15 protein-coding genes and 1 tRNA gene are annotated in these 15,196 nt (G+C 65.0%); 1 reads left to right on the forward strand and 15 read right to left on the reverse strand.

Going from position 1 to position 15,196, the window contains the following annotated elements:
- Nucleotides 1-6: 6 nt before the first annotated feature.
- From nuoI to GOC52_RS14485, 15 genes are all read right to left on the reverse strand, one after another.
- Entirely contained in the window at nucleotides 7-495 is a 489-nt protein-coding gene (nuoI, locus tag GOC52_RS14420) for an NADH-quinone oxidoreductase subunit NuoI (protein WP_006381128.1), read from the reverse strand.
- A gap of 3 nt (nucleotides 496-498) precedes the next feature.
- Complete coding sequence (gene nuoH / locus GOC52_RS14425; protein ID WP_006381129.1) at nucleotides 499-1,593, reverse strand: NADH-quinone oxidoreductase subunit NuoH; 1,095 nt, start codon at nucleotides 1,591-1,593, stop codon at nucleotides 499-501.
- Nucleotides 1,590-3,824: an NADH-quinone oxidoreductase subunit NuoG gene (gene nuoG / locus GOC52_RS14430; protein WP_191849728.1), complete on the reverse strand. Its 2,235-nt coding sequence runs from the start codon at nucleotides 3,822-3,824 to the stop codon at nucleotides 1,590-1,592. The genes nuoH and nuoG overlap by 4 nt, the downstream gene beginning before the upstream one ends.
- Entirely contained in the window at nucleotides 3,821-5,161 is a 1,341-nt protein-coding gene (nuoF, locus tag GOC52_RS14435; protein WP_191849730.1) for an NADH-quinone oxidoreductase subunit NuoF, read from the reverse strand. The genes nuoG and nuoF overlap by 4 nt, the downstream gene beginning before the upstream one ends.
- A 4-nt stretch (nucleotides 5,162-5,165) precedes the next feature.
- Nucleotides 5,166-5,693: an NADH-quinone oxidoreductase subunit NuoE gene (gene nuoE, locus GOC52_RS14440; RefSeq protein WP_006381132.1), complete on the reverse strand. Its 528-nt coding sequence runs from the start codon at nucleotides 5,691-5,693 to the stop codon at nucleotides 5,166-5,168.
- A 97-nt stretch (nucleotides 5,694-5,790) separates the two neighbouring features.
- A complete protein-coding gene (locus GOC52_RS14445) occupies nucleotides 5,791-7,098 on the reverse strand; it encodes an NADH-quinone oxidoreductase subunit D (RefSeq protein ID WP_191849732.1) in 1,308 nt (435 codons plus the stop codon).
- Nucleotides 7,095-7,844 carry an NADH-quinone oxidoreductase subunit C gene (locus GOC52_RS14450; protein WP_010486428.1) on the reverse strand — a complete coding sequence of 250 codons (750 nt, stop codon included), beginning with the start codon at nucleotides 7,842-7,844 and terminating at the stop codon, nucleotides 7,095-7,097. Before GOC52_RS14450 ends, GOC52_RS14445 begins: the two co-directional genes overlap by 4 nt.
- A 33-nt stretch (nucleotides 7,845-7,877) precedes the next feature.
- The gene (locus tag GOC52_RS14455) at nucleotides 7,878-8,432 is read right to left on the reverse strand and encodes a NuoB/complex I 20 kDa subunit family protein (RefSeq protein ID WP_005410463.1); all 555 of its coding nucleotides are present in this window, start codon (nucleotides 8,430-8,432) and stop codon (nucleotides 7,878-7,880) included.
- Nucleotides 8,423-8,779 carry an NADH-quinone oxidoreductase subunit A gene (locus tag GOC52_RS14460; protein ID WP_008265012.1) on the reverse strand — a complete coding sequence of 119 codons (357 nt, stop codon included), beginning with the start codon at nucleotides 8,777-8,779 and terminating at the stop codon, nucleotides 8,423-8,425. Before GOC52_RS14460 ends, GOC52_RS14455 begins: the two co-directional genes overlap by 10 nt.
- 112 nt (nucleotides 8,780-8,891) lie before the next feature.
- Nucleotides 8,892-8,976, reverse strand: a tRNA-Leu gene (locus tag GOC52_RS14465).
- Between the two features lie 51 nt (nucleotides 8,977-9,027).
- Nucleotides 9,028-9,465 carry a preprotein translocase subunit SecG gene (gene secG / locus GOC52_RS14470; protein ID WP_010486424.1) on the reverse strand — a complete coding sequence of 146 codons (438 nt, stop codon included), beginning with the start codon at nucleotides 9,463-9,465 and terminating at the stop codon, nucleotides 9,028-9,030.
- 31 nt (nucleotides 9,466-9,496) lie between these two features.
- The gene (gene tpiA, locus GOC52_RS14475; RefSeq protein WP_010486422.1) at nucleotides 9,497-10,252 is read right to left on the reverse strand and encodes a triose-phosphate isomerase; all 756 of its coding nucleotides are present in this window, start codon (nucleotides 10,250-10,252) and stop codon (nucleotides 9,497-9,499) included.
- 239 nt (nucleotides 10,253-10,491) lie between these two features.
- Nucleotides 10,492-11,325, reverse strand: a complete 834-nt coding sequence (locus GOC52_RS14480) for an IS3 family transposase (protein WP_043397638.1) — start codon at nucleotides 11,323-11,325, stop codon at nucleotides 10,492-10,494.
- Complete coding sequence (locus tag GOC52_RS20930; RefSeq protein WP_019338990.1) at nucleotides 11,322-11,615, reverse strand: transposase; 294 nt, start codon at nucleotides 11,613-11,615, stop codon at nucleotides 11,322-11,324. Before GOC52_RS20930 ends, GOC52_RS14480 begins: the two co-directional genes overlap by 4 nt.
- Before the next feature lie 558 nt (nucleotides 11,616-12,173).
- The gene (locus tag GOC52_RS14485) at nucleotides 12,174-13,109 is read right to left on the reverse strand and encodes an isopenicillin N synthase family dioxygenase (protein ID WP_032128257.1); all 936 of its coding nucleotides are present in this window, start codon (nucleotides 13,107-13,109) and stop codon (nucleotides 12,174-12,176) included.
- A 194-nt stretch (nucleotides 13,110-13,303) separates the two neighbouring features.
- Between GOC52_RS14485 and GOC52_RS14490 the strand changes: the two genes are divergently transcribed.
- Nucleotides 13,304-15,190: a DUF3413 domain-containing protein gene (locus GOC52_RS14490; RefSeq protein ID WP_191849734.1), complete on the forward strand. Its 1,887-nt coding sequence runs from the start codon at nucleotides 13,304-13,306 to the stop codon at nucleotides 15,188-15,190.
- Nucleotides 15,191-15,196 lie beyond the last annotated feature (6 nt).

The raw sequence follows: 15,196 nt of genomic DNA on the forward strand, positions 1-15,196 counted from the left end.
TCGACCTCAGCGGTAAGCGGCATCGGCGGCGCGACGCTCGGCGATCTCGGACTCGAGACGGTCGCCCAGGGCCAGCAGCTGCGGCTTGGTAACGATGTTTTCGCCACGATTCTCGAAGTGGTACTCGAGGATGTGGGTTTCGACGATCGAGTCCACCGGGCAGCTTTCTTCACAGAAGCCGCAGAAGATGCACTTGAACAGGTCGATGTCGTAGCGGGTGGTACGGCGGGTGCCGTCTTCGCGCTTGGCCGAGTCGATGGTGATGGCCAATGCAGGGCACACCGCTTCGCACAGCTTGCAGGCGATGCAGCGCTCTTCACCGTTGGGGTAACGGCGCAGGGCGTGCAGGCCACGGAAGCGCGGCGACTGCGGGAACTTCTCCATCGGGTACATCATCGTGTACTTGGGCTTGAAGCTGTACTTCAGCGTCAGCCAAAGGCCGCCCAGCAGTTCGAGCAGCAGCAGGCTCTTGAAGTAATGGGTAATCCTGTTCATCACTTAGACGCCCTTTTGAATCACGCCGAAGAACACCATGACGGCGGTAACCGCGATCCACAGAATGGCCAGCGGGATGAAGACCTTCCAGCCCAGGCGCATGATCTGGTCATAGCGGAAGCGCGGGAAGCTGGCACGGAACCAGATGTAGGCACTGGCGAAGAAGAACACCTTGACGAACAGCCACGGTGCACCGCCCTTCCAGATCCAGTCGACCAGCGGCGAGACATCGCCGAAGTTGACCCAGCCCTGGATCGGGCTCAGCCAGCCGCCGAGGAAGAAGATCGAGATCAGGAAGCTGATCAGGATCATGTTGGCGTACTCGGCCAGGAAGAACAGCGCGAACGCACCGCCGGAGTACTCGACCATGTGGCCGGCGACGATTTCCGACTCGCCTTCCACCACGTCGAACGGCGCGCGGTTGGTTTCAGCCACGCCCGACACCCAGTAGATGACGAACAGCGGGAACAGCGGCAGCAGGAACCAGTCGAAGAAACCGGAATTGCCGGCCTGCGCCATCACGATGTTGCTCAGGTTCAGGCTGCCCGACGCGATCATCACGCCGACCAGGGCGAAGCCCATGGCGATTTCGTAGCTGATCATCTGCGCCGAGGCGCGCATCGCACCCAGGAACGCGTACTTCGAGTTCGATGCCCAACCGGCCAGGATGATGCCGTAGATGCCCAGCGAGGTCATCGCCAGCAGGTACAGCAGGCCGGCATTGGCGTTGGACAGCACGATCTGCGAATCGAAGGGGACCACCGACCAGGCCGCGAAGGCCGGGGCCAGGGTGATCAGCGGTGCCAGCAGGTAGATCGCCTTGTTGGCGCTGCTCGGCTGGACCACTTCCTTGAACAGCAGCTTGAAGACGTCGGCAAAGGCCTGGAAGATGCCCATGCCCACGTACATCGGGCCGTGGCGGACGTGCATCCAGCCGATCAGCTTGCGTTCCCAGACCACGTAGAAGGCCACCGAGATGATCACCGGAACGGTGATCACCAGGATCTTCAGGATGATCCAGATCAGCGCGCCGATGTCACCGAGGCCAAGCAGCCACTGGTGCAGCGGGTCGACCGCGTTCAACAGCAATTCGTTCATGCAGCCACCACCGTTACGCGAGCGGCACCCAGCGGCGCGGTCGCGCCGTGGCCCGATTCAATCCAGACCGAACCCGCAGCGACGCGGGCGTCGACCACCACCGGCAGGGTGGCCTTGCCGGCATCGGTGCCGACCTTGGCCATCTGCCCTTCCTGCAGCTGCAGGCGAGCGGCATCGTCAGCGTTCAGCACGATGCGCGGGGCGTTGTTGAGCGGATGCGACTGCAGCGCCGGCGCACGACGGACCACCGCATCGGTGCGGTAGATCGCAGCGGTCGAAGCCACTTCCAGGCCTTCGCCGGCAACCACCGGCTGTGCCGAAGCGGCAACGGCGACCGACACCGGAGCCAGGCTGGCACGCAGGCCGGCCAGGTCGGTGAAGTCGAAACCGGCCAGCGCCATGTCGCCGCCCAGGGCGCGCAGCACGCGCCAGCCCTCACGGGCCTCGCCCGGCAGCTTGCCGCCGGCACGGGCCGACTGCTCGCGACCATCGAGGTTGGTCAGGGTGGCGTCGATTTCCGGCAGCGTACCGATCGGCAGGATCACGTCGGCAACATCACGGGTGGAGACGCAGGCGAACTGGCTGAAGGCCACCACCTGGGCACCGACCAGCGCCTTGCGCGCGGCAGGTGCATCGGCGAAGTCCAGGCCCGGCTCCAGGCCGTACACCACGTAGGCCTGGCGCGGCTGCGCCAGCATCGCGGCGACGTCCTTGCCGGCCGGCAGTACGCCGGCGCGGGTCAGGCCAACAGCGTTGGCGCCCTGCGGGATGCGGCACAGCTTGGCACCGGTGGCGGCAGCGAAGTCACGCGCGGCAGCGCGGATCGCGGCAGCCTGCGGGTGGTTCTCGGCGATGCCACCGACGATCAGCACGGTGTTGTTGCCGCCCTGCACGGCCGAACGCAGCTCTGCGTTGGCCAGGGCGTCGACGAACTTCGACGGTGCAACGATCTGCTTGCCGGCGATGCTGAAGGCGAAGTCGAAGTCCACCGGGTTGACGACGTGGATCTCCGCGCCGTTGGTGGTCTGCGCCTTGCGCAGGCGTGCGTGCAGCAGCGGCAGTTCGTGGCGGATGTTGCTGCCCAGAACGACGATGCGGTCGGCGCCTTCGATCTCGGCCAGCGGCAGGCCGAACACTTCGGCGGTGGCGGCGTCGGAGAAATCGCGGTTGTTGATGCGGTGGTCGATGTTGCTCGAGCCCAGGCCCTTGGCCAGGCGGGCCAGCAGCGCGCCTTCCTCGTTCGAGGTGGACGGATGCACCAGCACGCCCAGGTTGTCGCCCTGGTTGGCCTTGAGGATCTCGGCGGCCGCGGCCAGGCCTTCGGCCCAGCTCACTTCCTTCCACTCGCCATTGACCTTGCGCAGCGGCTTGACCGCACGGTCTTCGCTGTACAGGCCCTGGTGCGAGTAGCGATCACGGTCGGACAGCCAGCACTCGTTCACCGCTTCATTGTCGCGCGGCACGGTGCGCAGCACTTCGCCGCGACGCACGTGCAGGAACAGGTTCGAACCCATCGCGTCGTGGTAGCCCAGCGATTCGCGCGCGGTCAGTTCCCACGGGCGGGCGCGGAACTGGAACACCTTGTTGGTCAGCGCACCGACCGGGCAGACGTCGACGACGTTGCCCGACAGCTCGGTGGTCAGCGGCTTGCCGTCGAAGGTACCGATCTGCAGGTTCTCACCGCGGTACATGCCACCCAGTTCGTAGGTACCGGCCACGTCGGCGGTGAAGCGGACGCAGCGGGTGCACTGGATGCAGCGGGTCATCTCGGTGGCGACCAGCGGGCCCATGTCCTCGTCCGGCACCACGCGCTTGCGCTCGTTGAAGCGGCTGACCGAACGGCCATAGCCCAGCGACACGTCCTGCAGCTCGCACTCGCCGCCCTGATCGCAGATCGGGCAGTCCAGCGGGTGGTTGATGAGCAGGAACTCCATCACCGAGCGCTGGAACTTCAGTGCCTTTTCGCTGCGGGTGGCGACCTTCATGCCGTCCATCACCGGGGTAGCGCAGGCCGGCGCCGGCTTCGGCGACTTCTCCACGTCCACCAGGCACATGCGGCAGTTGGCGGCAATCGGCAGCTTCTCGTGGTAGCAGAAGCGCGGAATCGAAATGCCGGCCTTGTCGGCCGCCTGGATGATCATCGAACCCTTGGGCACGACCAGGGACTTGCCATCGATTTCGATGGTCACGTGATCCGGTGGCACGTTCGGGTTTACGGGTTGCGCGCTCATGCGGCGGCTGCCTCCACCTTCTTGCCGTCAACCATCGAATGACCGTTGACGATGTAGTACTCGAATTCGTCCCAGAACTGGCGCAGGAAGCCCTGGATGGGCCATGCAGCCGCTTCACCGAACGCACAGATGGTGTGGCCTTCGATCTGGCCGGCCACCGCCTTCAGCTGGTGCAGGTCTTCCATCGTGGCCTTGCCGGCGACGATGCGCTCCAGCACGCGGTGCATCCAGCCGGTACCTTCACGGCACGGGGTGCACTGGCCGCAGGATTCCTTGTGGAAGAACTGGCTGATGCGGCAGGCGAACTTGACGCAGCACACGCTGTCGTCGAGCACCACGATCGCACCCGAACCCAGGCCGGAGCCCAGCGCACGGATGGTGTCGTAGTCCATCGGCAGGTCCTTCAGCTCGGCCGCGGTCAGCACCGGCATCGACACACCGCCCGGGATCGCGCCCTTCAGCGTGCGGCCCGGACGCAGACCACCGGCCATTTCCAGCAGATCGTGGAATTTGGTGCCCAGCGGCACTTCGAAGTTGCCACCGTTCTGCACGCAGCCGGACACCGAGAAGCACTTCGGGCCGCCGTTGGCGGTCAGGCTCAGGCCCTTGAACCACTCCGGGCCGTTGCGGATGATCGCCGGCACCGAACCATAGGTTTCGGTGTTGTTGATCGTCGACGGCTTGCCGTACAGGCCGAAGTTGGCCGGGAACGGCGGCTTGTAGCGCGGCTGGCCCTTCTTGCCTTCCAGCGATTCCATCAGCGCGGTTTCTTCGCCGCAGATGTAGGCGCCAGCGCCCAGCGCGCCGTAGATGTCGATGTCCACGCCGCTGCCGAGGATGTTCTTGCCCAGCCAGCCGTTCGCATAGGCATCGGCCAAGGCCTGTTCGAAGTGCTCGAACGGCTCATGGTGGAACTCACCGCGCAGGTAGTTGTAGCCCACGGTCGAACCGGTGGCGTAGCAGGCGATCGCCATGCCTTCCACCACCGAATGCGGGTTGTAGCGCAGGATGTCGCGATCCTTGCAGGTGCCCGGCTCGGATTCGTCCGAGTTGCAGAGGATGTACTTCTGCATGTTGCCCTTGGGCATGAAGGACCACTTCAGGCCGGTCGGGAAGCCTGCGCCACCGCGGCCGCGCAGGCCCGAGGCCTTGACCATCTCGATGACCTGCTCCGGCGGGATCTTCTCTTCGAGGATCTTGCGCAGGGCGGCGTAGCCACCGGTCTTCAGGTAGCTTTCGTACGACCACGGGGTGTCGTAATGCAGGGTGGTGTAGACCACCTGGTGCGGCAGCGGCGCGAGGCCGACCGGACCCTTGGATTCGTGGTGATGTGCCATGCCCTTACTCCAGCCCGTCCAGCAGCTCGTCGACCTTTTCCAGGGTCAGACGCTCATGGTAGTGACCGTTGATGACCATCATCGGCGCGCCACCGCAACCGGCCAGGCACTCTTCCTCGCGCTTGAGGTAGACGCGGCCGTCCGGGGTCGATTCACCGTGCTTGATGCCCAGCTTCTTCTCGCAATGGCGGACGATGTCCTCGGCGCCATTGAGCCAGCAGCTGATGTTGGTGCAGATGGCCACGTTGTTGCGGCCCACCTTCTCGGTCTCGAACATCGAGTAGAAGCTGGCGACCTCGTAGGCCCACACCGGCGGCAGATCAAGGTACTTGGCCACGCCGGCGATCAGCTCGTCGGTAAGCCAGCCCTCGTTCTGTTCCTGGGCCGCATGCAGGCCCTGCAGCACGGCAGAGCGCTTGCGGTCCGGCGGGAACTTGGACAGCCAGTGATCGATGTGAGCGCGGGTCTTGTCGCTCAGCACCACCATCGGGTCGACGTCGCGCGCCGCCTCGAAATTACCTGTCGCCTTCATCGGCCGACCTCAGCGAAATGCATAACGTGAAATTCCAGAAACTGCGGCGCCGGCTTGCGCCGGCTGCCTGCAGCGGGCGTTGGCGTGGCGGACGGCATTACCGGTCAACCTCGCCGAACACCAGGTCGTAGGTACCGATCATCGCCACCACGTCGGCCAGCATGTGGCCGCGCACGACCGAATCGATCGAGGACAGGTGGGCGAAGCCCGGTGCGCGCAGGTGCACGCGGAACGGCTTGTTGGCGCCATCGGAGACCAGGTAGCAGCCGAACTCGCCCTTGGGCGCTTCCACTGCCGCATAGGTCTCGCCGGCCGGCACGCAATAGCCTTCACTGAACAGCTTGAAGTGATGGATCAGCGCTTCCATGTCGTCCTTCATGTCCTCGCGCTTGGGCGGAGCGACCTTGAAGTTCTTCACCATCACCGGGCCCGGGTTGGCCTTCAGCCACGCCACGCACTGCTTGATGATGCGGTTGGATTCGCGCATTTCGGCAACGCGGACCAGGTAACGGTCGTAGCAGTCGCCCTCCTTGCCCAGCGGGATGTCGAAATCGACGGCATCGTACTTGGCGTACGGACGCTTCTTGCGCAGGTCCCAGGCGATGCCCGAGCCGCGCAGCATCACGCCGGTCATGCCCCACTGGTGGGCCAGTTCCGGAGTGACCACGCCGATACCGACGGTACGCTGCTTCCAGATGCGGTTGTCGGTCAGCAGGGTTTCGTATTCGTCGATGCGCTTGGGGAATTCGACGGTGAAGTTCTCCAGGAAGTCCAGCAGCGAGCCTTCGCGCGAAGCATTGAGCTGCTTCAGCGCCTTGCCCTTGTGCCAGCGCGATTCCTTGTACTTCGGCATGTGGTCCGGCAGGTCGCGGTAGACACCGCCCGGACGGTAGTACGCCGCGTGCATGCGCGCGCCGGAGACCGCTTCATAGCAGTCCATCAGCTCTTCGCGCTCGCGGAAGGCGTACAGCATCACCGCCATCGCACCCAGGTCGAGCGCGTTGGAGCCCAGCCACATCAGGTGGTTGAGGATGCGGGTGATTTCGTCGTACATGGTGCGGATGTACTGCGCACGCTCCGGCGCCTCGATGCCCATCAGGGTCTCGATCGCGCGCACGTAGGCGTGCTCGTTGCACATCATCGACACGTAATCCAGGCGATCCATGTAGCCGATCGACTGGTTGAACGGCTTGGACTCGGCCAGCTTCTCGGTACCACGGTGCAGCAGGCCCACGTGCGGGTCGGCGCGCATGATGGTTTCGCCGTCCATTTCCAGGATCAGGCGCAGCACACCGTGCGCGGCCGGATGCTGCGGGCCGAAGTTCATGGTGTAGTTGCGGATTTCCTGCCGGCTTTCGACGGCGTTGCTGGCGAATGCTTCGCCGGCCTGGTGTACGTGGCTCACTTCACTGCCTCCTGCGCGCGCTCACCTTCTGCGGTCTGCAGACGGGCGTCGTCGCGGATCACGCGCGGCACGCCGACGCGCGGCTCCACCGAGGTGACCGGTTCGTAGATCACGCGCTTCTTTTCTTCGTCGTAGCGGACTTCGACATTGCCGATCAGCGGGAAGTCCTTGCGGAACGGATGGCCGACGAAACCGTAGTCGGTCAGGATCCGGCGCAGGTCCGGGTGGCCTTCGAAGATCACGCCGTACAGGTCGAACGCTTCGCGCTCGAACCAGTTCAGGCCCGGCCAGATGCTGGTCAGCGAGGACACCACCGGCAGCGCTTCGTCAGGGGCGAAGCACCGCAGGTGCATCATCAGGTTGTGCTGGTACGAGCGCAGCTGGGCGACCACGGCGAAGCGCTGGGTCGGCATGTGCTGCGGGCGGGCACCGTCGGCGCCGTTTTCCTCGGTGGGGAACTCGCCCCACGCGAAGCGGCCCTGGGCCTTGCCTTCGACGCCGCGGCTGAAGCCCTGAGAAGACACGTCGGCGGTGTCCCATTCGTCGGAGCCATAACCAAGGTAGTCGACGCCGCAGAGATCCACGGCCTGTTCGAAACCAAACTCGTCACGCAGCGCCAGGGCGGTGGCGTGCCACTCGGCGGCAGGCACTTCCAGCGTCACTTCGCCGCGGGGTTCGACCACGATGACTTTCGCACCAGCGAAACGTGCGGACAGTCGGTCGATGAAGGATGCTTGCTCTGCCATGGGGGCTTGGCGCGCTCTTGTCAGGTGAAGGGGTCAGCGGGCGATGGTCTGTGTACGCCAGATCTTCTTCTGCAGCTGCAGGATCCCGTACACCAGCGCCTCGGCGGTCGGCGGGCAGCCCGGGACGTAGACGTCCACCGGCACCACGCGATCACAGCCGCGCACCACAGAATAGGAGTAGTGGTAATAGCCGCCACCGTTGGCGCAGCTACCCATCGAGATGACCCACTTCGGGTCCGGCATCTGGTCGTAGACCTTGCGCAGCGCCGGGGCCATCTTGTTGACCAGGGTACCGGCCACGATCATCACGTCGGACTGACGCGGCGACGGGCGGAACACCACGCCGTAGCGGTCAAGGTCCAGGCGCGCGGCGCCGGCGTGCATCATCTCGACCGCGCAGCAGGCCAGACCGAAGGTCATCGGCCACATCGAGCCGGTGCGCGCCCAGTTCAGCAGTGCATCGACGCTGGTGGTGACGAAGCCCTTTTCCAGCAGCGGGTTGTCGCCTTCCGGCCGCAGGATGTCATCAACCCGGCCTTCCGGCGTGGGGTTGTTCATGAGGCCATCGAGAGTCTGAATCACTCCCATTCCAGCGCTCCCTTCTTCCAGACGTAAATGAAACCGAGGAACAGCATGCCGACGAACAGGCCCATGGTGATGAGCGAACGGGCACCCAGCTCCATGAAGACCTGGGTCCACGGCACGATGAAGATGATTTCCAGGTCGAAGACGATGAACTGGATCGCGATCAGGTAGTAGCGCACGTCGAACTTCATGCGCGCGTCTTCGAAGGCCTCGAAGCCGCACTCGTACGGCGACAGCTTTTCCAGATCGGGGCGGCGGGGACCGAGGAATCGACCAACCAGCATCAGCGTAATGCCGATACCGGTGGCAACGATCAGAAACAGCAGAGACGGCAAATATTCGGCCAGCACAGCGATTCTCTCTTGCCTCTGCCGCCGCGCCTGCAGGCGCTTTGGCATGGGGGGAGTGGACGGGAATCTGCCTGGCGCCTTGCGCGCCAGACGAACCCGCTTTACTTACAAATGGTGCCCAAGAGGGGACTCGAACCCCTACGACTTGCGTCGCTACCACCTCAAGGTAGTGCGTCTACCAATTCCGCCACCTGGGCAAACGATCACATCAGACTATCTTCCCGATGCGCCGCGTATTGTAACCGGCTTCAGTCTTTCTGGGAGCCTTCCGAAGGCTTTTCTTCACCAGAAACCGAAGATTCCGCCTGAGCCGGCACATTCGCGGCCGGAACCGGGGCGGCCGGGACCGCATCGGCCTTCGGAACGGCCGGCAGCTCGCCCGCCGGAGCCGCCGGAGCGACGGCCGCCGGAGCGGACATCAGGCCCAGATCCTGGTCGGCCGCCGGGCGGCTGCCATGACCGGCATACCAGGCCATGAAGAGGCTGATGCCGAAGAACACGACAGCCAGCCACTTGGTCGATTTGGACAGGAAGTTCGAGGCGCCACGCGCACCGAACACCGTACCCGAGGCACCGGCACCAAAGCCCGAACCCGCCGCCGCACCCGAACCACGCTGCATCAGGATCAGCGCGATCATGGCCACAGCGACCAGCACGTAGACGACATTGAGGATCAACATCAGCATTGGAAACCGCCCTCGGACAAAACTTCTAGGATTAGTTCGCGGCCGCCGCCCTTGCGATGGCCAGGAAGTCCGCGGCCACCAGGGAGGCGCCGCCGACCAGCCCACCATCGACATCCGGCTGCGCGAACAGTTCCCCGGCATTGTCGGGCTTCACGCTACCGCCGTAAACAATGGGCAGTGAATCAGCGATTCTAGCATCGATGCGCGCGACTTCGCCACGGATGAACGCGTGCACCTGCTGCGCCTGCTCCTTGGTGGCGGTACGGCCGGTACCGATGGCCCAGACCGGCTCGTAGGCGACCACGGCCTTGGCGAAACCGGCCGCGCCGACCAGCTCCAGCACCGGCGCCAGCTGGCTGGCGATGACCGCTTCAGTCTGCCCGGCCTCGCGCTGCTCCAGGGTCTCGCCCACGCACAGCACCGGCACCAGGCCGGCGTGCTGGGCGGCGGCGAACTTGCGTGCGACCAGCTCGCTGCTTTCATGGTGGTACTGGCGACGCTCGGAATGGCCGACCAGGCCATAGCGGGCCCCGACCTCGACCAGCATGGCCGCGCAGACTTCGCCGGTGTAGGCGCCCTTCTCGTTGCTGCTCACGTCCTGTGCGCCAAAGGCCAGGCCGGCCTCGCCGAAGTCCTCGACCAGCTCCCCCAGGTAGGGCAGCGGCGGCAGGATCACCACGTCCACCCCCTCCAGCGGCAGCCCGGCGGCCACCTGCCCCAGCAGTTCATTGGCGAATTGACGGCTGCCATGCAGCTTCCAGTTTCCGGCGACGATCTTGCGGCGCATGAGCGGTGGCTCCTGTGTGAAGTCAGCCGGTCATGATACCCGTTACGGCAAAAATCCGTTTCCGTGTAAGCGGTTACATGGATTTTCAGCCAACGGCGCGGCCCCTCGTGGCGGGGGTTGGGTTGGGTTGGTCGCGGAGAGCCCGGTTGGATTGGCGGGCTTGGCCGGGCGGGTGGGGATGGCGGGGGACGCCGTAAACCTGTGGTGGTCAAGTATTTTTGGACACTCCCAAAGGGAGTTCAGGCCACCTGCTCTTCACAAAGCGCAGGTGGCACAAGGCCGTTGGCACTGTGCGGCCGACGGTGGTTGTACCAGTCCACGAATTGCTCGATGTCTGCTGCAGCCTCCTGTCGAGTGGGGTATTTGGAGTAAAGCCACTCCCCTTTGAGGGTGGCGAAAACCCGTTCCACCACCGCGTTGTCCCAGCAGTTGCCCTTCCTGCTCATGCTTTGGGTGATGCCGTTGTCACGCAGAATTTCGGCCATGGCATGGCTGGTGTACTGCCGACCTTGATCCGAGTGGAAAAGTAGTCGCCCGTTGGGACGACGCTGTTTCAGAGCCCCACGCAGGGCTCTGACGGCCAGCCAGGCATCCCCTTCGTGAGAGTGGGCCCAGCCCACGATCCGTCGGGCAAACAGATCCACCACGATGGCCAGATAGAGCCAGCCTTGCTGGGTCGGGATGTAGGTGATATCCCCTGCCCAGACTTGGTCGGGTGCCTCCGGGTTGAATTGGCGTTCCAACACGTTGGGCGCGGTCAGTGCCTGCGGCCCCAGACTGTGGTACTTGTGCCGCCGGTGCTGCCGCGCCCTGACGCCGGCCCGGCGCATCAGCGTCCGGGCGCGGTAGCGACCCACTGGCAGGCCGCGATTGGTCAGCTCCCTGGCCATCTTGCGAGAGCCACAGCTCCCCCGGTGGGACTGATGAATGCGACGAACCAGATCAACCTGGGCCAGCAGTTCCCGGTCAATCCGGGGCTCCCGGTGCAGCCAGGCGTAGTAGCTGCTACGGGGATAGTCCATCAACTGACACACCAACCGGATCGGAGCGACCTTCCCCAATTCCTGGATCACCTGTTCCGGTGATCGCTGTCCCGAATGAAGAAGGCGATGGATTTTTTTAGTAGGTCGCGCTCCTCCTTGAGCCTGCGATTCTGGGCCTCCAGCTCGGCGATTCTGACCTGGGCATCTACGGGCGGTGCCTCGGCCTGCGGGTCATGTTTTCGACGCCATTGCTCGATCCAGCGCCTCAGCGCCGTCGGGCCGACATCCATCAGCTGGCAGACGTCCCTGACTGTCTGCCCCTCCACAACCACAAGGCGAACCGCCTCGTCCCTCATGCCCTGAGTGATCTGCTTTGCCATGGGTCTACCTCGATGCTTGAAATTGATCCTATCGAGTGTCCAAGTTGATTAGACCACCACAACCCGTCCCTGGGGGCTTGGCCGCGGCATCCATGCCGCGGACACCCCCGCCATCCCCACCCGCCCGGCCTCTGACACATTCCAGCGGTTCCGCCCGCCACGGAAAGAAAAAAGAAGAGCAAATGCAAAAGCGGCATTGCGGGTGGCTGCCGGGTTGGACCAGCCCCTACCCCACTTCGATCCGACAGATCTCATCCACGCAAGGCGTGGATCTACCGCGTCGACCAAGGTCGACACCCACCGGGAATCGCGATTTACCCACCGTCACCGGGAAACTGTCGAAGGCGGGGAGGTGTCGGATGGCGGGGTGTCCGCGGCATGGATGCCGCGGCCAAGCCCCCAGGGATGGGTCCACGGCGTCCCCGCCATCCGACACCTCCCCGCCTCCCCACGGAACACCCCAGAGCCGCTTTGGCTTTGGCTTTGGCTTTGGCCTCTGCGGGTGCAGGGTGCAACCCTGCAAAGAAACAGGCCGCCTTTCGGCGGCCTCACTTCTCTTTACTTCAGCTTGATCTCGCGCAGGCGTTCCTCGAGGAAGCCGTGGGCGGTGATCGCCTCCGGGTACCGGCTCGGGTTCTCCGGGGTGATGCAGGACGGCAGCACGTCGATCAGGTAGTCGGGGTTCGGGTGCAGGAAGAACGGCACCGAGTAACGCGGCTGGCGCGCCAGCTCACCCGGGGGATTGACCACGCGGTGGATCGTGGACGGATACACGTGGTTGGTCAGGCGCTGCAGCATGTCGCCGATGTTGACCACGATGGTGTCCGCGTCCGAGGTGAACGGCACCCACTCGCCCTCATGCGACTGCACTTCCAGGCCCGCGGCGCTGGCACCGACCAGCAGGGTGATGAAGTTGATGTCGCCATGGGCACCGGCACGCACGTTCGGGATGTCGTCGGTGGTGATCGGCGGGTAGTGGATCGGGCGCAGGATCGAATTGCCGAAGTTGGTCTTGTCGGCGAAGAAGTCTTCCGGCAGGCCGATGTGCAGGGCCAGCGCCGACAGCACGCGCGAACCCAGGTTGTCCAGCGCCTGGTACAGGCCGTAACCGCGCTCACGGAAGCCCTCGACCTCGGTCGGCCACAGGTTCGGCGCCATCACGTCACGGTACTTGGAGTCGTCGGCGATCTCACGACCGATGTGCCAGAACTCCTTCAGGTCGAAGTGCTTGGAACCCTTGGCGGTTTCCACCCCGAACGGGGTATAGCCGCGGGCGCCGCCACTGCCGGCCACGTGGTACTTGCGCTTGACCTCCTCCGGCAGGGCGAAGAAGGCCTTGAAGGCATCGTAGGCCGCGTCGATGTCGGCCTGCGGGATGCCGTGGTTGCGGATGCCCGCGAATCCCCATTGGCGGTAGGCCGCGCCCAGCTCGGCCACGAAGGCCTCGCGGTCGCTGTCGAAACGGGTGATGTCGAGGGTGGGGATCTGGCTCACAGCGGTTCCTGGCTTGTCGTTGGGTCTGGGAGGGCCAGCGCATTCATGGCCCACCTGAACATTGTGACAGATCGCCCCGGGGACGCCACTCGATACGAAGAAACAAACCGATACAATGCGCAACCCGCGCGCGGATTAACGATTCCGTCACAACCGGGACTCCCGCCCTGTTCCACCTGCCCCCTCCGTCCTTCATGCGTCCTGCTGCTCCTTCTGCCGACACCTCCCTGCCCTCCGGCCCGGCACGCCATTGGCGACGACTGGCCTGGTGGTCGCTGTTCGTGGCCGGCAACGCATTGCTGGCCATGGCGATCACGCTCGGCAACGTGCCGTTGGCCGACAACCCAGGTGGCAGCGTGGGCCTGGCCTATCTGGCCGTCGCCCTACCCGGCCACCTGCTGGCCTTCGGCGCCCTTGCCGGCCTGCTGCCTCTGCTGCTGGGCCTGTGGCCGCGCAGCGCACGCACGCTGAGCATCAGCGCCGTGCTGCTGCAGGGCCTGTGGCTGTGCCTGTTGCTGGTTGATGCGAAGGTTTTCACTCTGTATCGGTTCCACCTCAATGCCATGGTCGTGAACATGGTGTTCGGCGGTGCGCTGCAGGACCAGGTCGCGTTGTCGTGGAAAACCTGGCTGCAGGCCGGACTGCTGGTAGCCGCCATCTTCGCTGCCGAAGGCTTGTTGGCCTGGGCCTGCTGGAAGCTGCTGCCTGCCCCGCCGCGCCGCCGCCGGGTCCTGCAGGCCTGGGCCGTGGTTGCACTGCTGATGGCGGGCGGCCAGGTCGCCACGGCCTACTACGATGCCCGCGGCGACCGCGACGTCATCGCCCAGTGGAACTACCTGCCCTGGGCACAGCCGATCACCGCCAAGAGCTTCATGCGCAGGCTCGGGGTCATCAGCGAACAGCAGGCCGGCCTGCCCGACCCGCGCCATGCGCAGCTGCTGTATCCGCTGCAGCCCCTGCGCTGCCAGAACCCACACCGGCCGAATGTGCTGATGGTGGTGCTGGAGTCGCTGCGTCAGGACGCCATGACCCCCGAGCTGATGCCCAACACGACGGCACTGGCCCGGACCGCGCGCGTGTACGACCAGCATTTCAGCACCGGCAATGCCACCCGCTACGGCCTGTTCGGCCTGCTCTACGGCCTCCCCGGCGGCTACTGGCAGAGCATGCTGGACGAACAGCGCGGCTCGCAGCTGTTCCAGGTGCTGGGCCAGCAGGGCTACGACCTGCACCTGTACGGCAGTGCACCGCTGTACAGTCCGGAGTTCGATCGCACGGCCTTCGCCGACGTGCGCGACCAGCTGCACCAGGGCCCCTCCGCCCTGACGCCCGACAAGCGTGACGCAGCCATCGTCGCCGCACTGCAGACCGACATCCGCACCAGCCAGGCCGCGCAGCGCCCGTGGTTCGGCTTCGTGTTCCTCGACTCCACCCACGCCGGCTACCACCTGCCCACCGGCTACCCGCCGGTGGCCACACCGATGGCCAAGGAGATCGACTTCCTGTCCTTCGGACCGGACCACGACCCGACGCCGGAGCTCAATCGCTACCACACCGCCGTGCACTACGCCGACAGCCTGATCGGCTCGCTGCTGGACGACCTTCGCGCGCAAGGCCTGGCCGACGACACCATCGTGCTGGTCACCGGTGACCATGCCGAAGAGTTCAACGACCTCAAGCTGAACTACTGGGGCCACAACGGCAATTTTTCCGACTACCAGTTGCAGGTGCCGTTCGTGCTGCACTGGCCCGGCCAGGCCAGCGGCCATGAGGCGCGCACCAGTTCGCATGAGGACTGGGTGCCGACGTTGATGCGCCACGCACTGGGCTGCGAGAACGCATTGAGCGACTTCAGTACTGGCCAGGACCTGCTGGCGGCACCCACCACCGGCAAACGTGCGCTGGTGGTGGAGAGCTGGTCGCAGCGCGCGGTACGCCATGGCGATGCCATCTACGTATTCGACAAGTTCGGCAACGCCACCGCGCTCGACCGGCACTACCGCCCGCTGCCGCAGCAGGCTCCGGACGCCGCCGCCATCCGCTCCGCATGGGAAGCGCTGACCCGCTTCCGCAACCGCTGATTTTCA

It is taken from the genome of Stenotrophomonas sp. SXG-1 (genome assembly GCF_014083965.1).
GTDB classification, from domain to species: Bacteria; Pseudomonadota; Gammaproteobacteria; order Xanthomonadales; family Xanthomonadaceae; genus Stenotrophomonas; species Stenotrophomonas geniculata.